The organism is Asaia sp. A2, from assembly GCF_057319415.1.
The window spans coordinates 104,737-124,084 of record NZ_JBXWTO010000008.1 but is presented as its reverse complement, the minus strand read 5'-3'; the positions used below and the strand labels follow the sequence as shown (position 1 = coordinate 124,084).

The following is a 19,348-nucleotide window of genomic DNA, read 5'->3' as shown; positions in this document are numbered from 1 at the left end:
TTGCCTTGCGGCCGGGTAAGGCCTGACCGCAAACGAAAAAAGGGAGCCATAGGCTCCCTTTTCCGGCTGGATGATTATGAGGGCGTGAAGGCCCTTAGTGACGCAGTTCTTCCGGAACCTTGCCGCCGTTTTCGGCCAGCTTCTGCATGACCTGACGAATGAGCCAGACATTCATGCTGGCCGTGTCCTCGGTGCTTTCCGTGTAATGCAGCTCCTGCGCCAGATGCTTGCGGGCATCGAGCGAGCTGTCCATGTCGAGCAGCTTGAGCAGATCGACAATCGACGTGCGCCAGTTGAGAGTCTGGCCCTTATCGGCTGCCATCCGGGTCAGCACTGCGTCGACATCGACCGGCGCACTCGGTGCCGTCGGCGTGGTGGAACCCGGTGCAGCAGGCGCCTCAGAGCCAGAAGCCGCTCCATTCGAACCGCTGGCAGGGGCTGCCTCCGCGTGACCGAAGATCTTGCTCATGATCGTACTGAAGATACCCATTGATCGCTTCTTCCCTTTGACGGATCTGCCAGCCGAAAACGCTGGACCGACAAATCCTATATTTCATTCAGTAACGAAAAGTGACATGTGACCCAAAAGCCTCACGTACTTCCTGTTCAGCATTATCGCTCCAGCGCCCAAAAGGTTTTTTCTGGGATGTGATATTTCGGCAACATTGTGAGGTTCGGGCGCCCAATTGCACAGCCATACGGCGCCCTCTACGCGAGCCATGCCCCTCCTCGCGGAAAAACCTTCTCATGCCCCATGCCAATGCCGTTCATTTCATCGCCGGCCTGCCTCGCTCAGGGTCCACGCTGCTCTCAGCCCTTCTGGCCCAGAACCCCGCCATTGTAACGTCGGGGCGCAGTTCACCCGTCGCCCCCATGATGCTGCGTATCGCGTCCCTGATGGCTGAGGGAGATTACGCCGGTGATTTCGATGCGGCGAAAAGGGACCGCGTGATGCGCCGTTTGCTGGAAAGCTACTACGCCATTACCGACCCCAAGCAGATCGTCATCGACACGCATCGCGACTGGTGCGCCCGGATGGGGCTGATCGATGCCGTTTTTCCACAAGCCAAAGTCATTTGCTGCGTGCGTGACCCAATCTGGATTCTCGACTCGCTGGAGCGACTGATCGTGCGCGATCCGGTCCTTTCCTCTAATCTCGTACCACTTTCCAGAAGGGCCACGCAGCATGACCGACTGGACTATATCCTCTCACCCGAGGGCGTCTTTGGCTATGCGTGGCGCGTCCTGAACGAGGCGTTCCACGGACCCTATGCGCATCGGCTCATTCTGCTGGATTACGATTATCTGGCCCGCGCACCATGTCAGGCTCTGGACAGCCTGACACGGGCGCTGGGACTGCCACCTCATGATTACGATCCCGACCATGTGGTGACACCCGATACGGACAAATTCGATCAGGCTCTCGGTACACCGGGTCTGCACGCGCTACGCCCCCGTGTTGCACCCGAGCCCAGACGCTCGATCCTGCCGCCCGCCATACGCGAAAGGCTGGAAGGCGGCATGTTCTGGCGCAGCGCACAGGCCCGCGAGAGCGGAGCACTCATCCTGTGCTGATCCCGCCGTCCAGCACGCCGGGCTGCACAGCGCAGGGCTGCGCCGGCGCATCGGACGTCAGAACACCAGAACGGATTTACCGATGCTCTTTCCGCTCTCGCTCTCGCTGTGCAGCCTGCCCAGTGCGGCAGCACTGAGCCCCTGAGCCCGGTGATACTCTGTCGCCACCACATCTCCGGACTGAACAAGCGAGGAGATCTGCTCGAGAATATCATGCTGCCTCGCCTGATCGGGCGTGGCGAAAAGCGAGCGTGTGAACATGAATTCCCATGAGATCGTGGCGCTCTTCTTCTTGAACCCCACGATATCGAAATGCGCGGGATCGTCGATCACGCTCAGATGCCCCTGAGGCGCCAGAATTTCCTCATAAAAAGCCTGATGGCGGTCCGTTGCGGTCAGAGCGGCGATATGGGTGACCTGCTCGAAACCAAGGGCCCGTATCTGGGCTGCCATATCCTGCCGATGATCGATCACATGATGTGCGCCCATCCGGAGCACCCAGTCACGCGTTTCATCCCGTGATGCTGTGGCGATGACGGTAAGACCCGTCAGCTTGCGGGCCAACTGAATGAGGATCGATCCCACACCCCCAGCGCCGCCAACAACCAGCAGGACGCCTTTCGTCAGGTTGGTGACCGCCATGCGGTCAAAGAGCATTTCCCATGCTGTCACGCTGGTCAGCGGCAGTGACGCGGCCTGCCCCCAATCGAGACGGTCCGGCATATGGCCGACCAGTCTCTCATCGACCGTCTGCATCTCGGCATTGCTGCCCTGGCGCATCAGGGCACCGGCATAGAACACCTTGTCGCCCGGTTTGAAGAAACGGACCTCCGGGCCCGTGGCCTCGACGATTCCGGCGGCATCCCAGCCCAGAACGCGCCATGCCTCGCCATCCAGCGCACCGGCCCGCACACGTATCTTGGTATCGACGGGATTGATCGAGACCGCCCTGACCCGCACGAGCAGGTCGTGCCCTTTCGGGGCGGGAGGGTCGGGCAGGGTAATGTCCTGCAAGACATCAGGCGCACCGGGCGCCTTGTAGCCAACTGCTTTCATGGAAGTGATCCCTCCCGGAAACATGTCCTTGGAGCCATCAGACTAGACCATCATTCGTGCTGATGGAATTCCCTGACGGGTGACCCGGGGCACTTACGCTACGGGCACCCATGCTCCAGACTCACTAGAGATGGGCACTCCCGCCATATGCATCAAGCCGCGAGCATGGATGCCGTCACGCAGCAGGTCAGGCATGACAAGGGGCCATGCCTCAAACCCGCAGGAAGTCAGGCCGGGCGAACCAGCTCATAAAGTGCCACAGCAGCAGCATTGGAGACGTTAAGGCTTTCCATGTCACCGGGCATGTAGACGCTGGCGATCTCATCGCAGCTTTCGCGGGTCAGGCGCCTGAGGCCCGCCCCTTCTGCACCGAGCACCAGCGCCACGCGACGACCCGCGAAACCCTGACCATTCAGCACCGAACCACCCGCATCCAGACCCACCGTCCAGAGACCGGCATTTTGCAGCTGGGCAATGATGCGCGAGAGATTGACCTCACGCAGGATTGGCACGACATCCAGCGCCCCTGAGGCCGCCTTGGCCAGCGCACCGCCTTCCTGAGGTGTATTGCGATCCTGCACCACAAGAGCGGCTGCCCCGAATGCCGCTGCCGACCGCAGTATCGCACCGATATTGCGCGGATCGGTTACCTGATCGAGAATCAGCAAGGGCCCCTCGCGGCTGGACAGCACGTCATCGAGATAGGGCGGGGTCAAGGGCTCGACGCGCATGCAGACGCCCTGGTGCACGGCGTCACGCTCACAAAGATGGTCCAGTCGCTGGCGCTCGACCACATTGGGAGAAATACGGATCGGAACCTGTCTGGCTTCGAGTGCCGAGAGGGCTTCTTTCGTGACCAGCAGCTCGTGCACGTCGCGCTCTGCATTGCGCAGGGCCGCCTCAACGGCATGCAGGCCATACATCCAGTATCCGGCGGCGGATGAGCGCCCGCCGGAAGAACGGCCGCCTGAAGAGCGCCCCTCGAAAGAGCGTTCGCCAGAGGGGCGATCCTCTGGAGCGCGGTTTTCGGAAGCGCGGGCAGCGCGCGAGGCGGATGAGCGTGAAGGGCGTCTGGACATGAGCGCTCTATGAAAGCAAGCCGCCCGTCATGCAACAAAAATGAAGAAAGCTTGTTGACACCAATCCTGATCCGCCATATTCCCCGTCCCGACCTGGAGAGATGCCCGAGTGGCTAAAGGGGGCGGACTGTAAATCCGCTGGTGTACGCCTACGTTGGTTCGAATCCAACTCTCTCCACCAGGTCCCCTTCCTTTCAAAAATTAAATTACTTGCTGTCGATGCGCCAAGGCGCTTCGGGCTGTTCTGGGCAATCAGCAACCCTTTTAAGCGCGTGATGACGAGACCGGGTGCTCTGCGCGAGCGATCTGCAACCGGGCAAGTACCCCCAGCGCCTCCCCCCCCCGTCCGCCTCAGTTCGTTTTGATCACGCATCGTCGCCAAGGCGGATTGCGCCTTACGCCTGTCTCATTACAAGCAACTCTTGCTTCGTTGGTCGGGCCAAAAGGCGTCCCCCTCCGAGGCAGGAGCCCGACGCAGGACAATAAACCAGGGAAGTAACGGCACATGCGCTGCAAACCGAATTTTTCGAGACTGATACCCGCCGCGCGACGTGGCCGGGATGCCGGCATCGCGCGTATGGGCCTCGCCTCACTCGCTCTGCTTGGCCTTGTCGCCTCCAATGGGGTTGCCATCAGTGCGGCGCATGCCGAGCCACGCCTGGTCATTCTCGATGATGACGGGTTTGCCCTCGCCCAGTGGATGGTCATCAAGGCGCCAAATGTAAAGGTTCTGGGCGTTACGACCGTGACAGGCGATGCCTGGGCGAAAGAAGCCACAGCCGATGCGCTTCGTGGTGTGGAAATTGCCGGGCGGCCTGATCTGCCTGTCTATACAGGGGCCACCTATCCACTGGTGAATACCGAAGCGCAGACCGAGCGTTGGGAGACCCTTTACGGCAAGCTGGTCTGGAAAGGCGTGTGGATGAAGCACTGGGTAGAGCCCACTCTTCAGAAACTCCCTCCCTATCACGGTCCGGATGTCGTGCCGGACCTGCCTCAGGGCAATCCGACCATCAAGGCGCAACACGAACGCGCTGCTGATTTCATGATCGACATGGTGCATCGCTACCCGCATCAGGTGGCGATCATCGCCACGGGACCGCTGACCAACCTGGCTCTGGCCCAACGCCTCGACCCGGAATTTGCCTCGCTCGCCAAGGAGCTGGTCTATATGGGCGGCAGTCTCAACCCGCGTCAGACACGCCCTGATGAAGTTGCCCATCAGTTCGCACGCGAATTTCTCAATGCACCAAGGCGCGAATTCAACATTCGCTTCGACCCTGAGGCTGCAAGCATTGCCCTGCGCGCGCCCTGGCCAAAGGTCACCATGATTCCAGTCGACCCCTCGACGGATACCGAGCTGACCCCCGATTTGCTCAAACGTCTCTCGCGCTCCGACACCCCGGTTTCGCGCTCCCTCAAGACCCGCGAGCCGGGCTTTCCGCTCTGGGATGAAATTGCTGCGGCTGTCTGGCTGAGTCCGGGGCTGATTACCCAGAAAGCCGACCTCTATGTTGACGTGAACACGCAGTTCGGCCCGTCATATGGCGATATTATCTCGTGGTCGCCCGGCTATCAGCCCGGCCTCGGTGAGGGACGGACAATCGTGGTGCAGAAAATCGACGTGCCCCGCTTTGAGGATCTGATGGACAGGCTGGTGGCCGCCCCCCAGCCTCCGCTGAGCGGCAAGCCCCTGCCCTGAGCGATCTTGCCGACAAGAGGGCCTGAATAACCTGTCAGGCCCGGGGCGATGCCGAGACCAGCGCGGGTAAGGTCACTTACCGGCAACTGTTTGCTCGAAGGCCGCCGCCGCGTCTGTCGTCAGTAGGTTGCTGAATAATCGCTCAGTAACAGCCGAGCTAAAAATGAAGGTGTCACACCCCGAGGCGGCAAGAGCCTAGAAGTCCTCGGCTTTTCGCTGGCTCGCGATGAACAGACACTTCGGACGCCCGGAAGTGTGCAGGATGCGTTGCATAACCGTGACGATTGCCAGGACATCGCCTCCATGATCACCAGTCCGGCCGAAATAGGGAGCCACATAATCCGAGCTCGCAGCGGCAGCGATGGCGCCGGATGCGCTGCGTAAAAAGCGGTCAGGATCGTCAGCACATCAAAGGCATGAAGGGTCGAAACAGCGCTATGCCGTCCTCTGTGCTCGGAACCTTAACGGCCGCACACGGATCGAGCGCCACCAGCGCCAATTCGGTTTTAATCAGTCTACAGGTTTCTTCCCCCTGGCACTGGGCCTGCACCTCGCTGACTGAGCAGCCGAGAACGTCGCTCACCACAGCCACAACAGCCGCGCGTATGCAGGGCAGGCCCGCCCGATGAAGAATGGTCGGGCAGGTTGTGACGCCATAAAAAAGTCCTGCAGCCGACCAGCGTCGAGGAGCATCGCGATCTGCCCTATCCAGAAAAAATCTTACCCCTGACTGAGTCTCAAAGGCGACTTGGAATGTCATGAGAGATTCCTTGAGGTAAAAATCAGGAACCACCAAATCATGTCATGAATTCTGAAAGATAAACTACAGGCCTATCAGCGCTTATGGGGTGTCTGGTCCACACTTATCGTCACCAACAAGGAGGAAGCACCGCCACCTGCAGCTCCGATTTCATGCTTCCTTCACACCACGCCGACTACGCGACCGACACCCGACCAAGCCTCCAGCCATGACAGAATGGCTGGCGCACGACAATGATCAGGATACGCTTGTCATTGTCACTTGATCTACTGGGAAGGCGTCTCCAGAACCGTAAGACGAAGGGAAGTGAAAAACCGCCCGAAACACGGCAGCCCGATAGAGATCACGTTGAATTTGGCCTCGTCCTTGACCTGGAAATGAAGTCGGACTTCACCATTCATTTCGGTTTCCCGATCAGGCGTAACGAGAGCATAGTGATGACGATTGTCGTAGAATACAGCGCGTTCAGCCACGCGCCGGGCATTATCATGGCTGTCAAATGAGAGGATGAATTCACTGACTGGCGCACGGTAGGAGAGATAAAGATAACCCGCCAGCGCCGTGCTCAGGCGATCGTCGGGAAACTGACCGGTCGCTACGATCTGAAGGTCATCGCCAGTCTCCGTGAGTGAGATCGAAAGATCAAAGCCTCGATGGGCAGCCTCAGTAAGAAAAAACGGAGCGAACGCCTCGACTGGCTGCATGACATCCTCGAGAACCGTTTCAACCTGTCGGGCAAGATCGATCCTGCCTTCAACAAGCACGCGTCCGTTCCAACCCGGCAAATCCTGCCAGTTGCGCGCAATGCTGTTTTCGACGCCACTCATGGGTCTCATATTGCTGAGCGCCTTGAGGGTCTCACTCATTTGCGCAAGAACCACAGACCGTCCTGCGGGCGTAGTACGACACGCAGCGAGCATGGCGCGGCCGGCATCAGTGCCCACGAGTATGACTGCCGGATCGGTAATCTGTCGATCAAACCATTTGGCACAACAGAAGTGGACCGGCAGAGCCGGGAGCGTAGTCAGCAATTCTGCAGGTCCTACGCGACCGAGCCCGCTCCAGAATACAAAACAGAGATGGGAAAAACGGCCGCTACCAGCCTGCAGGATGAATGTCGAAAACAACATCTCCTCAACGGCCATATAGTTGCGAGGATCATCCGGGTCCTGTTCAAGCGCATGACGTAATGCGTTGATCTGGGGCTGGTGATCAAGGATGATATCCCAGTCCTGCTTCCGCGCAAACAGCCCTTCAATCTGGGTAACCGAGCATCGCTTGATACCGCAACCCTCTTCCAGGGATCGCCTGAAGTTCTCGGACTGATTGAATCCGGTCCAGGCCCATGACCCGCCGTCACCGTCATAACCCTTGACCGATATGTCATGGTCCTTGGTGTAATCACGACCATGGGTATCGGGAAAGATGTTACCCGCCTCCAGTTGGCTGATTACAGCGCTGAAATCCGGTTTTCTGAAAAACATGGCGTTCGACGCCGTAGTACAGAAAAAATCGAACGCGCCCAGTTCCCGCGAAGCATATGCGTATGACTCGAGATGCCCTATGGAAAGCCCCATACCCCATTTGGAGCGCTCGATCTGTCCATTAATGATATGAACACGCTCATGAGCGCCCAATGCCGGATCGACAAGGCGCCGCCCAGGGGCGAGATTGATGATTAATTGGCAGCTTCCGTCAGTGTAATGCAGAAAATTATCAATATAGAGAGAAAGATAATCCTCACCTTCATTATAATTTGTTGCAAAAACAACTTTTTCTACGATAAGACTTCCCTGAATGCCATTAAGATACAAGAAAACGCCTCTTGTTTTCGTCTTTTATTGAGGAGAATCAATCTCGATCTCTAGATATCAATAATATCCATTCTATATGAAATGCGGGCGCTTGCAATAACAAGACAATGTCAACATCTTGCAGGACATATATCCATATTGGCGAAGACGGCAGAGCTCTGGAATTTGGTCCCTGCTAGCCGTCGCTCCTGCTATTACAGGCAATTCTATATATTGCGGGGGTCGCTATACCATCTCCCATGCGATGGAATTCAACCCCGTTGCATTTTGGCACTCACTAACGACACCAACAGACCCGTGCAACCCGCGTCTTGTGCCGCTCGCCACACGAAGCCGGTGGCATGAGTGGATCACGAGCAACGCGACAGCACTTGTCTCTGTAGCCGCTGCGACCCTCACTCAAAAAAAAAGGCCCGTTACCGGGCCTTTTTGTCTACTTCAACTTGGCGTTGCATTGGGAGTAATACCCACCGCCCTTCTGAATCCATTTCAGAGAACCATTTCCGCCGGATTGCTGGTTCGCATGGTACTGGTCGAGGCAGGTTTTCATGCGCGCCTTGCCGGGCGAGAGTTTGGCATAGGCGGCGGAAACGGAGGTTGGAAATACGACATTGCCGGAAGCCGTCGTAGAGGGCTTTGAAGTGATCCCTGCACCCGGCGAAGCTGGCGCCTCGGCGGACACAGGCTTGTCTGCTGCTGCTTCCTTTTCGGCTGGGGCCATAGATGTCTGCGCGGTGCTGGTCGAGACATCGCCACACTGGGCAGCCTTGAAATCCTTGTATTTCTGGCCGTTCAGGGTGCCGGCTTTCTCGGCAGCCTGAAACTTCGCATGACATTCCTTCGCCGTTAGCGCCAGGGCGGGGGAGCTGGCACAGACCACTCCACCGAGCATGAGACCGGCCAGCAGAACGTGGCCATGAGAGAGTTTCAGTGCCATTGGCAAATTCCCGTTAGGTAAGGCGTGCGGATCAGTTGATCCGCTCACCATGCAGAACCATGTCCAGACCTTCGAGTTCCTCGTCACGCGTGACACGTAGCCCGATTGTGAGATCGATAACCTTCAGGATGATGAAGGTGAAAATCACGCACCAGACGATGGTCACACCCACAGCTTCAGCCTGACGAACGAACTGCGCGAAGGAGCCGACGACACCTGTCGGGTTGGCATCCGTTGCCGATAGCGGCCCATAGGCAAACACGCCGGTCAGCAACGCGCCTACGATACCGCCCGTACCATGCACACCAAAGGCATCAAGGCTGTCATCATAACCAAGGCGCGGCTTGAGAATGGCCGAGGCCCAGAAGCACACCACGCCAGCCACGAGGCCGATGATCAGCGCCGGACCAGCCAGCACGAAGCCTGCTGCCGGCGTAATGGCCACGAGACCCGCCACAGCACCGGAGATGATGCCAAGAGCCGTCGGCTTGCGGGAGTGGATCCACTCGGCCGCCATCCAGGCCATGGCACCACCTGCGGTCGCGATCTGTGTGGTCAGCATGGCCATGCCTGCACGGCCATTGGCGCCACCGGCAGAACCGGCATTGAAACCGAACCAGCCCACCCACAGAAGCGAGGCGCCGATGATGGCATAGGTCAGGTTGAAGGGCGAGAAGTCGTCATGACCCATGCCACGGCGCTTGCCGATCACGAGGGCAGCGACAAGACCCGCGACACCCGAGTTGATATGAACGACGGTACCACCGGCAAAATCGACCGCGCCAATACCTGCCACCCAGCCAAGCGGGCTCCAGACCCAATGGGCAATCGGCGCATAGACCAGCAGGGACCACAGCACGGTAAACACGCACAGGGCCGAGAACTTCATGCGTTCGGCAAAGCTGCCTGCAATCAGGGCAGGCGTGATGATCGCAAAGGTCATCTGGAACATTACCCAGACGCTCTCGGGAATCGTCATCGCCACAGGGTTGGCCGAATTGGCCCCCATGGTGAACGCCTGATCGACCCCCTTGCTGATATGCTCGGCCACGCCGTTCAGCATGAAGCGCGACATATCGCCAATCCAGGGCGTGCCCGTGCCGAAGGCAAGGCTGTAGCCGATCAGCAGCCATACGATGCTGGCAATACAGCAGATGGCGAAGGACTGGATAAGGGTCGCAAGCACATTCTTCTTGCGGACCATGCCGGCGTAGAACAGGCCGACACCCGGAATGGTCATCAGCAGCACAAGGGCGGTGCTGACCAGCATCCAGGCCGTGTCACCCGTGTCAATCGCGGCAGGCGCTGCGAAGGCAGGCAGGGGAAGCGCGCAAAGAGCGAGAGGAGCAAGGGCCTTGAAAACGCGGCTCATATGGCAGTTTCTCCCGTTTCGCCGGTTCGGATGCGGATGACGCTGTCGAGAGGCGAGACGAAGATCTTGCCATCGCCGATCTTGCCGGTGCGGGCGGCGTTGAGAATCGCATCGACGACTTCATCGACAATGTCATCACTGACAGCGATCTCGATCTTGACCTTCGGCAAGAAGCTGACCTGATATTCAGCGCCTCTGTAAATCTCCGTCTGACCTTTCTGACGGCCGAAACCCTTGATCTCGGTAACCGTTAGGCCCTGTACCCCTAAAGGGGTCAACGCTTCACGGACGTCATCCAGCTTGAACGGCTTGATAATCGCCGTAATGAGCTTCATTACATTCCTCCGCACCGCAAACGGCTTCTGTTTATAGAAACAGCTCCGCCAGTTCTCATGAACATAAATCGTGCCAGTTTCATAACGAGATTGGCAAGGGTCTATGACGATCCATTTCCCATTTCCTGCGACTGCATTAAAAAAGCCACGGTCAACAATGCTGCGGAGAAATGAACCCCATGCGACAGGTCGATATCTGCATAAACGGCGCTGGCCCCGTCGGGGCCACTCTGGCCTGTCGCCTTGCGGCCTCGGGGCTTCGGGTTCTGCTCATCGACCGGTCTCCCCTGCCGGGTATGGAACATCCCTCGCTCGACGGGCGCGCTTATGCCATTACCGAAGGCTCACGCCGCATGCTGGTGGCGGCCGGTATCTGGCAGCACCTTCCCTCCCCCTCGCAGCCCATACGCAGTATCACCGTCAGTGATGGCCGTCCCGGCGAGCCAGCCTCCCCCCACGGCCTGCGCTTTGGCCCGGAGGATGCGCCGATCGAAAATGGTGAAGCCACGCCATTCGGATGGATGATCGAGGCGCGCGACCTGCGTGCGGCCCTCAACCATGCCCTTACGACGCATGAAGGCGCTCTCGACATTGCCGCGCCTGATACGGGGCGCTTCGAATTCGGCACCGATCATGTCGAGATCACGCTCAAATCCGGACCGGTTTATCGGGCACCGCTCGTCATTGCCGCAGAGGGGCGGCAGAGCCCGCTACGCCAGCAGGCGGGCATCATGGTCACGCGCCTGCCCTACAACCAGTGCGGACTGATCAGCATCATTCATCATGAGCGCCCACATGACGACAGGGCGCTTGAACACTTTCTCCCGCAGGGGCCGTTTGCACGCCTCCCCCTGCCGCCCACGGCCGAGCATCCCTATCGTTCGGCGATCGTCTGGGCAGAAGCGACACGACGCGCCGAGCGGTTCTATGCGCTCGACGAAGCGGCCTTTGCCAATGCCATCATGCAGCGTCTTGGCGATGATGTAGGCAAGGCCGTTCCGGTCGGCCGACGCTGGATCTATCCGCTTTCGGCACAATATGCCCAGCGTTACACGGCACCGCGACTTGCGCTTGCCGGCGATTCTGCTCACGGGCTTCACCCGATCGCCGGACAGGGCCTGAATGTCGGCTTCAAGGACATCATCGCCCTTTCCACCCTTCTGGAAACGCGATTTGCCAGCGGGGGCGATCTCGGCGGCGCCGATCTGCTTGCCCGCTACCAGCGTCAGGTGCGCCCCCATAACATGGCGATCATGGCAGCTTGTGACGGGCTTGAACGCCTGTTCGGCAATGACAATCCTCTTCTGCGTTTCGGGCGCGATCTCGGGCTTGGCGTGATGAGCCGCCTGCCTGGCCTGCGCCGCACGTTCGTGAGAAAGGCCATGGGTTTATGAGCACGATACCTGATCAGACATCGCCCAAAGCGCCTGATCTGGGCGTCGTGTGGCAGGAGATGCTCAAGCAGAGCGATGTCTGCTGTGACGTGCTCATTCAAGGTGTGTTCGCCACCGGTATCAGCGATCACCGCAATTTCCAGGGAGCTCTTGCGGCGTTGCTTGGTACCAAACTGGCCGACCGCGCCCTCTCGGCCCCCGTACTTTCGGCGCTCGTCACATCAGCTCTGGCCGAAGAACCGGAAATTGCAGAAGCTGCCGCAGAAGACATGATCGCGATCTTCGAGCGCGATGCTGCCTGCCCGGACTATGTGACCCCCTTCCTGTTCTTCAAGGGCTATCACGCCATACAGGCCTACCGTATCGCCCACTGGCTCTGGTGCCATGACCGCCAGCATCTCGCCCGTCATCTGCAAAGCCTTGTGAGTGAACGCTTCGGTCTCGACATTCACCCCGCCGCCCGTCTTGGACGGCGTCTGGTGTTCGATCATGGCGCAGGCATCGTGGTGGGTGAAACCTGCATTATTGAAGACGATGTTTCGCTTCTCCAGGGCGTTACTCTCGGCGGGACGGGCAAGGAAACCGGCGATCGTCACCCCAAGGTCCGGCGGGGCGTTCTTGTGGGAGCCGGAGCCATCGTGCTGGGTAATATCGAACTTGGCGAAGGCGCCAAGGTGGGCGCGGGCTCTGTCGTGCTCGAGAGCGTACCACCTTACACAACGGTTGTGGGCAATCCCGCACGTCGCATCGGCACGCGCCATACCGCCATGCCAGCTCTGGGCATGGACCAGCGCCTGCCCCCGGTCGATTACGTGATCTGACCCGATGGGTCGTCTCCTTTTACACACCGGTCGACTCTCACAGCTTAGAAGCGTGTTGCCTGTGCTGCGTCGGGGTGTCCTGGTTCTGGCAACGCTCGTTGCAGCCTATCTCGTCGTACTGATCTGCCCTGAACCGGCTTTTGCCTATCGCTTGTCCTACCAGCAATTCGAATTGTGGTCGGATCGCCCTATCGACGACCATATAACCGTCATCCTGGATGACGCGACACTGCGGCTGCGGACATCAAGCCTCTATACGCCCGCCCAGCATTTCCATGTCTTTTTCTGCAATACGGGTTGGCGGCTTCAGCTTTACGGTCTGTTTCACCCTCGTGTTGGCGGTATCGTCATCAGCCCCCTCACCTCCAACATCTATCTCCGTGAGTCGGATATCGCCCATAACAGGATCATTCCCCTCCACGACAAACCGATGGCGGACGCGCGGGAAAGGCCTCTTGCCTATTACGTCGCCCATGAAGCAACGCATGTGATGCAAGGCCGCAGCTTCGGACGCTTCTTTGCCTTGACCCGCCCCGCATGGCTCAATGAGGGCTATGCCGATCTCATCGGCAAGGGCGGTGAATTTGATATGCGAGACAATCTCGCGTGATTTCAGGCGCATGATCCCTCAATGGATGTGCGCCGGAGCGGACCCTATCGGCTCTATCATCTGGAAGTCGCCTGGATGCTCGGCCATGACGCTGTTCCTCTCGAAACGCTCTACGCGCACCCTCCGGCCGAGAGAAAGCTCCTCACCAGATTGCGCGAGGCCCGACTGCCCTGACAGATCCGGCATCGCACCCCTTTCGCATCAGTCGAACGCCTTGCGAACGAGCGAACTGAGCAGCGTGCCTTCCACAGCACCTCTGGCTTCGGTCCCGCCAAGATAGGGCGACAGAGCCCCGGCGAGATTGGACAAGGTGAGTGTCTGCAGCCAGATGCGCCCCGGCCCGGTCAAACGGGCCAGAAACACGCCATCGCCCCCGAACAGCTTGTTGCGTATGCCGGGCAGTGTCGTGATATCGAACTGCACACTCTCCTCGAACATGCCGACATGACCGGGATGCACATCGATCTGTTCTCCGGGCGCAAGATCATGGGCCACGATCTCGCCGCCCAACTCCGCCCAGAACTGACCGTAACCCGAGATGCGCTGGAGGATGAATCCCTCCCCGCCAAACAGGCCCGCTCCGAGCTTGCGCTGGAAAGCCATGTCGAGGCGGACCCCTTCGGTACCGGCGATGAAGCCATGACGATGCACGAGATAGGCCCGCGATCCATCGATTGTATGCTCGGTGATATGCCCCGGTATCTTGGCGGCGAAGGCAACGATGCCGGGAGCCCCTTCAGCGCGATAGCGGGTCATGAACAGCCCGCCTCCCGCAATCATGCGCGAGATTGTGCCCATGAATCCGCTTTGCCCGGCCCCTGACGTGCTGGTTTCCAGCGTGACATGGGGGCTTTTCCAGGAGAGCTCGCCCGTCTCAGCCATGAGCGTCTCGCCGGGCTGGAGGGCGATGCGGAGTACAGGGAACAACGAACCATCAATCTGGGCATCCACGAATCATTCTCCGGGAAACATAACGTCACAGAGCATGGCACGGCGGAGCCAGTCGATGCATCGGCAAAAATGCAGGAGACCAGAAAAGATGCGTTCTCGACCGATCATGACCATCAGGCCGGTTCCGGTTGTTCAGAGGAACTCCACATGGGACTTGAAGCCGAGCAGGACAGCGTCTTTGAGGTTTCCCTGCCCGTTGGGTCGTACGAACAGCTCAACCATCGGCTGCATGAGAATACCGCGCCAGGCATGCCAGCCATAATTGGCCTCCATGACGACGGCATGGCGCTGGATACCGGTGGCACGGTAGGGCAGTACCTCCCCCCTCGCGCGCAGCAACTCTTCGGTGCGCTGCACGCCCGGCGACATTGCCGTGTAGCTGAAGGCCAGAGCGATGGTGTCCTCAGGGCGGGAGGCGAAAGTCCCACGGCTGATAAGACCGCCATAGACCTGCCAGTGACGCAGCGCCACGCGCCCGTCATTATAGAGAAAGCCCCAGAGCGCCGTCAGGCCGGAATCCGTATCCTGTCCGGCCTTGTCCTTACGATAGGTCGTGATTTTCTGATCCATCAGCACCCAGGCATTATAGCTGGCACGATGCTGGCGCTGGTTCAGTCCTGTCAGGGCATAGGGCTGACCGTACTGGTCCTCGTGGATATCGGAAAGCGGGGTGGTCGTGAGGGCCGCACCAATCTTGTAATGGCCGGGTAAATGGCCGCGCGCCCTTGGCTCCCAGCCCAGTTCGAGCGGCATACGCACACCATTGATATAGGCGCTGTTGAACTTGAAGCCGCTGCGGTTCATCGAATAGGCAAACATGCCCTCTTCGGTCAGATACAGGCCAAGCTGGATATAGGATTGCGGCAAGGGGCGGCCGCGCACACGCAGACCCCAGTTCCCGGCCGGAAAGGTCGAGGCATATCCGGTATCGGCTGCCGCACGGGGGCGACCGCAAATGGCGTTGATCTGGAAAGTACAGAAAAGCGGGCTGGCCACGAAGTCGGAGAGTTCGGCCATGCGCCCTGCCGCAATCGAGAGCTTGCCGCCATACAGCGTCTCTTCGCCATAGGCCATGACGAGATGCACCACCACATTGCCGCCCCCGCCATAGATTTCGGAGGAGTGGTTCAGCCAGTCACCGAACATGCGGTTGGCAGGCGTGCCATAGCGCCCCGTTACGACCATATGGGTGGCAAAGCCCCTGATATGCGCGATGCGCTCCCAGTCCACATTCAGCGAGAGGGCATATTGCCCGGCATTGCTCGACCCCTGACGGTAATCCCCGACATGGCGTGTGGGTGTGGTAACGGCGGCCGCATATTCATTGATATTGTCGAGCAGCAGCCCGATCCCGTGGCGACGCAACCAGTCCGTCAGGCCAAAGGGATTGTAGAATACGGCCTTGGGCTGACCGAATGCCGGCACGCTGGTGGGCTGCAAGGGCCGGTCAGGAAACGGATCATTGATCTGATAGCTGGGTTCCGAGCCGGTTTCCTCATCGTCATCATCGGCGGCCCAGCCCGGCATCGGGGCTGACATACCTGCAAGACAGGCGGCGGCCAGGCTCCAGCGAAAGAAGTGACTCAGAACCAAAGAAACTGCTCACGGAAACGTTAGGCCTCGGTCCTAGCATCGCCAATCCGTGCCTGACCAGTCCGATTTTTTTTCCGCAAGCCCGGAACCGGGGGAGAGCAGCACACGGGGGTCACAATACCCCGGCTCTGGCAGGCGCCCCCGTCTTGCCGGATGAACCGGCTATTCCTTGTCGATGCTACGCTTGGGCAGCAGGGCGGGAATGAAGGTCAGCGTAGCAAGCAACGTACAGGCCAGCGACATGAGCAGTAGCCGCCCCATGCTGGCCGTGCCCGGATGCTGCGAGGCGGCAAGCGACCCGAATGCCGTCCCTGTCGTCAGGGCCGAGAACAGGACCGCGCGCGCCGTCGGAGATGTCAGCGGGCTCTTGATGCCGGCACGCCAGTTCATCACGAAATAGATGTTGAACGACACTCCCACGCCAAGCAGGAGGGGCAGCGCGATGATATTGGCGAAATTCAGCGTCTCGGGCACCGTCACGATCAGAATGACCGTGATCAGCGCAGAAAGCAGCAGGGGGGCCAGCACAAGCGCCATATCCAGCAGGCGGCGCAGAGCCACAAACAGGATGATGGCGATCATGACCAGAGCCGAAATCGCCGCCGTCGAGAAAGCATGAACCATCGTGTGGGCGCTCTCGACCACCTCGAGCGCCGTGCCCGCCGTGTTCTTATCCACCGACTGCATGTCGCGCAGGAAGCGATAAAGCACCTTGCTATCGGACATCCGCCCCTTGGGCAGAACCTTCAACAGGGCGCGTCCATCCGGCGCCACATAGTCACGCGCAATATCCTGCGGGATGCTTTCCATCGTCACAGGCGTGGGCTGAAGCACATCAACAAGCTGGGCCAGCTGCTCGGGCAAAAAGCGTGTCAGCGCCGTATTGGCCGCCATGATCCGGTCATCCGGCGCCTTGGCGAGTGTCGCAAGGGCTTTCTGGATGTCGCGCAGCGGTGAGTCGGGCGCGGTCTTGTCGATCACAGCGGCCAGCTTGGCCGCTGCCGAGGCCGCGCTGGCGCGAAGGGCATTGGCATCGGGTGCAGGCTGCACTTCCTGACCTACCAGTGTCGGCAGCAGGATCGACGCCGTATCCTTGATCATCGCGAGTTTTTCGGTCTGATCTTCCGGCACGAACATGCCCAGCCACATGACCGAGGAAACACTCGGCAGCGCGTCGAACTGCTTCGCCCGTTCCGCAGCGACCTTCAGGTTCGGCACGATCACTTCGCCATCATAGGGCGAGGCCCGTGGGTCCTGCTCCAGCAGATGAAGCGCACGCATCCCCTCGGTGTTCGGATTCTTGGTATGCAGAGGATCAGCATCAAAGCTCAGATGCGGAATAAGCGCGATGCCGGTCAGGGCCAGAATGGCGTAAAATGCCAGGATGGGCTTGCGGAAGCGACGCAGGAAACCGTCGGCCGGTGCGAGGCTGGCGAAACCCGGCATGCCCCGGCTCAGACGCGCGCGGAACAGATGCAGCAGGGCCGGCAGCAGGGTCATGGTGCACAGGAAGGCGATGATCATGCCGATACCGGCAATCAGGCCAAGCTGGGCCACACCCACGAAATTGGTCGGAACGAAGGCAAGGAAACCCGCCGCCGTTGCCAGAGCCGCCACCAGAATCTGATGTCCCGTCTCTCGCCCCGTCTCGGTCAGTGCCTCGGCAGGCGCCATGGCCTCACCCGATGGCAGACGCTGCCCCCTGAAGCGGACAGAAAACTGGATCGCGAAATCAACGGCGATACCGACAAACAGAACGGCAAACGCGACAGAAATCAGATTGAGCTTACCCACGGCGAGGGCGGCAAAACCTGTCGTCAGCAGCAGACCGATAACGAGCGTGATCAGGATCGGCACGATTACACGGACAGAGCGCACGGCCAGAACCAGCCAGCACGCCACCAGCACAAGCGAGGTCAGCAAACCAAAACCCATGCCGTGGGCCACCGTCGAGAATTCCTCATCACTCAGCTGCACCGGACCGGTGATCATGGCGATTGCATTGCCGCTCCTGACGAATGGCAGGGAATCGATGGCACGGCGCATGGCGGCACTTGCCTCACCACCCGGCTGAAGCGAACCGAAATCCTGATGCGGCTGCGTGATGACATACTGGTAGTTGCCCGCCATATCACCAAGCGGACCCGCCAGAAGATTCTGCCATGACAGATCCTTTGGGTGGCCGCTGGCGGCATCATTCAGCGCTTTGGCAAAGCCGCGAAGCTCTGGCGTAAAGCTCTCGGGAATATCCTCACCCGCCGACAGCCCCTCACCCATCAGCCCAAGGGCCGTGAAAATACCGCGTGAAGACGGATCGGCCGAAAGCGTCCCCAAAAAGGGCTGTGCTGCCACGATGGAATCGAGCAGCGTGCCCAGAACCGGCTTGTCCAGAAAGAGCAGCCCGTGATTTTCAAGAAATGGCGAGTCGTCAGGCAGGCGAACGGTACGGAAATTCTTGTGATCGGCGCGTAGAATACGGGCCAGTTCACGGGCTGTTGCCCGGCCCTGCTCAGGCATGTCGGCCTTGATGATGGCCACCATCAGGTCGTCATTCTGCGGAAAAAGCTTGCTTAGCTCTGCGCCGCGCTGCTTCCAAGGCAGGCTGGCTGCAAACATTTCATCGGTATCCGTAGTGACACCAAGGCGTTGCACCGTCATCACCAGACTCGCTGCTGTGAGCAGCACAAAAAGCGCAATGACAACAAAGGCGCGTCGAGCGCAGAACGAGACGATCGATCCGATGAAATTTGCTAGCATTGACGTGTGATGAACCCTGCCTCGGAAAGACGCCAAAGCGTCATGATCCGGGCAGGTTTAGAGCATTGTCACCCGAATGGGAAACCATGCGCGTCACAGCGTTGTAACAAACGCCTCAGCTGCGGGTATTGCGCAGAAAAGCCAGGGTTTCGACACAGGCGGCTGAAGCCTCGCGGCCCTTGTTGTGCACATCCTTGCGCGAGCGGGCCTGAGCCTGCTCATCCGTGTAGGTGGTCAGCACACCGAAGGAGATGGGCGTCTCAGTGGAAAGCTGGGCCTGCATGATGCCGATGGTGGCCCCGAGGCTGATGAACTCGAAATGGGCCGTGTCACCCTTGATCACGCAGCCAAGGCAGATGATCCCCTCATATGTTCCTGTCTTGGCCAGAGCCTGCGCCATAAGCGGCAGCTCGAAAGCTCCCGGTGCATCGAACACATCGACATCGCGAATATTGTGTTCGGCAAGCCATTCCAGCGCGCCATCACGCAGGCCATGCGTAACATCCGTGTTGAAGCGGCTCACCAGCAGTGCGAGCTTGGGCGTGGGAACGAGTGCGAGGTCGGGAGCGACGGGGATGGATTTGCTCATGGG

General features: G+C 59.4%; 18 protein-coding genes and 1 tRNA gene. 7 read left to right on the top strand and 12 right to left on the bottom strand.

Features of this window, described 5'->3' with window-relative positions; translation table 11 throughout:
* Positions 1-94: 94 nt before the first annotated feature.
* Entirely contained in the window at positions 95-490 is a 396-nt protein-coding gene (locus tag ACWNRM_RS08860) for a DUF3597 domain-containing protein (protein WP_485170383.1), read from the bottom strand.
* Between the two features lie 257 nt (positions 491-747).
* On the opposite strand from ACWNRM_RS08860, the gene ACWNRM_RS08855 reads away from it, so the two are divergent.
* Positions 748-1,575 (top strand): sulfotransferase family protein, encoded by an 828-nt coding sequence (locus ACWNRM_RS08855; protein ID WP_485170384.1) that lies wholly within the window; start codon positions 748-750, stop codon positions 1,573-1,575.
* A gap of 57 nt (positions 1,576-1,632) precedes the next feature.
* On the opposite strand, the gene ACWNRM_RS08850 is transcribed toward ACWNRM_RS08855, so the two are convergent.
* Both ACWNRM_RS08850 and rlmB read right to left on the bottom strand, forming a co-directional pair.
* A complete protein-coding gene (locus ACWNRM_RS08850; RefSeq protein WP_485170385.1) occupies positions 1,633-2,631 on the bottom strand; it encodes a zinc-binding alcohol dehydrogenase family protein in 999 nt (332 codons plus the stop codon).
* Between the two features lie 227 nt (positions 2,632-2,858).
* Positions 2,859-3,710, bottom strand: a complete 852-nt coding sequence (rlmB, locus tag ACWNRM_RS08845; RefSeq protein WP_485170386.1) for a 23S rRNA (guanosine(2251)-2'-O)-methyltransferase RlmB — start codon at positions 3,708-3,710, stop codon at positions 2,859-2,861.
* A gap of 95 nt (positions 3,711-3,805) precedes the next feature.
* Between rlmB and ACWNRM_RS08840 the strand changes: the two genes are divergently transcribed.
* Both ACWNRM_RS08840 and ACWNRM_RS08835 read left to right on the top strand, forming a co-directional pair.
* A tRNA-Tyr gene (locus tag ACWNRM_RS08840) sits at positions 3,806-3,891 on the top strand.
* Between the two features lie 324 nt (positions 3,892-4,215).
* Positions 4,216-5,412, top strand: a complete 1,197-nt coding sequence (locus ACWNRM_RS08835) for a nucleoside hydrolase (protein WP_485170387.1) — start codon at positions 4,216-4,218, stop codon at positions 5,410-5,412.
* Positions 5,413-5,812: 400 nt separating this feature from the next.
* On the opposite strand, the gene ACWNRM_RS08830 is transcribed toward ACWNRM_RS08835, so the two are convergent.
* The 5 genes from ACWNRM_RS08830 to glnK form a co-directional block, all read right to left on the bottom strand.
* Positions 5,813-6,208 carry a beta/alpha barrel domain-containing protein gene (locus ACWNRM_RS08830; protein ID WP_485170388.1) on the bottom strand — a complete coding sequence of 132 codons (396 nt, stop codon included), beginning with the start codon at positions 6,206-6,208 and terminating at the stop codon, positions 5,813-5,815.
* Between the two features lie 230 nt (positions 6,209-6,438).
* Entirely contained in the window at positions 6,439-7,656 is a 1,218-nt protein-coding gene (locus ACWNRM_RS08825; protein ID WP_485170389.1) for a hypothetical protein, read from the bottom strand.
* A gap of 763 nt (positions 7,657-8,419) precedes the next feature.
* Entirely contained in the window at positions 8,420-8,923 is a 504-nt protein-coding gene (locus ACWNRM_RS08820; RefSeq protein ID WP_485170390.1) for a hypothetical protein, read from the bottom strand.
* Between the two features lie 31 nt (positions 8,924-8,954).
* Positions 8,955-10,295 carry an ammonium transporter gene (locus ACWNRM_RS08815; protein WP_485170391.1) on the bottom strand — a complete coding sequence of 447 codons (1,341 nt, stop codon included), beginning with the start codon at positions 10,293-10,295 and terminating at the stop codon, positions 8,955-8,957.
* On the bottom strand, positions 10,292-10,630 hold the full coding sequence (glnK, locus tag ACWNRM_RS08810) for a P-II family nitrogen regulator (protein ID WP_023977809.1): 339 nt from the start codon (positions 10,628-10,630) through the stop codon (positions 10,292-10,294). Before glnK ends, ACWNRM_RS08815 begins: the two co-directional genes overlap by 4 nt.
* Positions 10,631-10,800: 170 nt before the next feature.
* On the opposite strand from glnK, the gene ACWNRM_RS08805 reads away from it, so the two are divergent.
* The 4 genes from ACWNRM_RS08805 to ACWNRM_RS08790 are packed head-to-tail and all read left to right on the top strand — an operon-like array spanning position 10,801 to position 13,629.
* Positions 10,801-12,024 carry a UbiH/UbiF/VisC/COQ6 family ubiquinone biosynthesis hydroxylase gene (locus ACWNRM_RS08805; protein ID WP_485170392.1) on the top strand — a complete coding sequence of 408 codons (1,224 nt, stop codon included), beginning with the start codon at positions 10,801-10,803 and terminating at the stop codon, positions 12,022-12,024.
* Positions 12,021-12,845, top strand: coding sequence for a serine O-acetyltransferase (gene cysE / locus ACWNRM_RS08800; RefSeq protein WP_485170393.1), 825 nt, complete (start codon positions 12,021-12,023; stop codon positions 12,843-12,845). Before ACWNRM_RS08805 ends, cysE begins: the two co-directional genes overlap by 4 nt.
* A gap of 4 nt (positions 12,846-12,849) precedes the next feature.
* Positions 12,850-13,455 carry a hypothetical protein gene (locus ACWNRM_RS08795; protein WP_485172194.1) on the top strand — a complete coding sequence of 202 codons (606 nt, stop codon included), beginning with the start codon at positions 12,850-12,852 and terminating at the stop codon, positions 13,453-13,455.
* 21 nt (positions 13,456-13,476) lie between these two features.
* A complete protein-coding gene (locus ACWNRM_RS08790) occupies positions 13,477-13,629 on the top strand; it encodes a hypothetical protein (RefSeq protein ID WP_485170395.1) in 153 nt (50 codons plus the stop codon).
* 27 nt (positions 13,630-13,656) lie between these two features.
* Here the strand turns inward: ACWNRM_RS08790 and ACWNRM_RS08785 are convergent, their stop codons facing one another.
* From ACWNRM_RS08785 to ribH, 4 genes are all read right to left on the bottom strand, one after another.
* Positions 13,657-14,406 carry a TIGR00266 family protein gene (locus tag ACWNRM_RS08785; RefSeq protein ID WP_485170396.1) on the bottom strand — a complete coding sequence of 250 codons (750 nt, stop codon included), beginning with the start codon at positions 14,404-14,406 and terminating at the stop codon, positions 13,657-13,659.
* A 132-nt stretch (positions 14,407-14,538) separates the two neighbouring features.
* Positions 14,539-15,999 (bottom strand): carbohydrate porin, encoded by a 1,461-nt coding sequence (locus ACWNRM_RS08780; protein ID WP_485172193.1) that lies wholly within the window; start codon positions 15,997-15,999, stop codon positions 14,539-14,541.
* A gap of 162 nt (positions 16,000-16,161) precedes the next feature.
* Positions 16,162-18,756 carry an MMPL family transporter gene (locus ACWNRM_RS08775; protein ID WP_485170398.1) on the bottom strand — a complete coding sequence of 865 codons (2,595 nt, stop codon included), beginning with the start codon at positions 18,754-18,756 and terminating at the stop codon, positions 16,162-16,164.
* A gap of 115 nt (positions 18,757-18,871) precedes the next feature.
* Positions 18,872-19,345 (bottom strand): 6,7-dimethyl-8-ribityllumazine synthase, encoded by a 474-nt coding sequence (gene ribH / locus ACWNRM_RS08770; protein WP_485170399.1) that lies wholly within the window; start codon positions 19,343-19,345, stop codon positions 18,872-18,874.
* Positions 19,346-19,348: the final 3 nt, after the last annotated feature.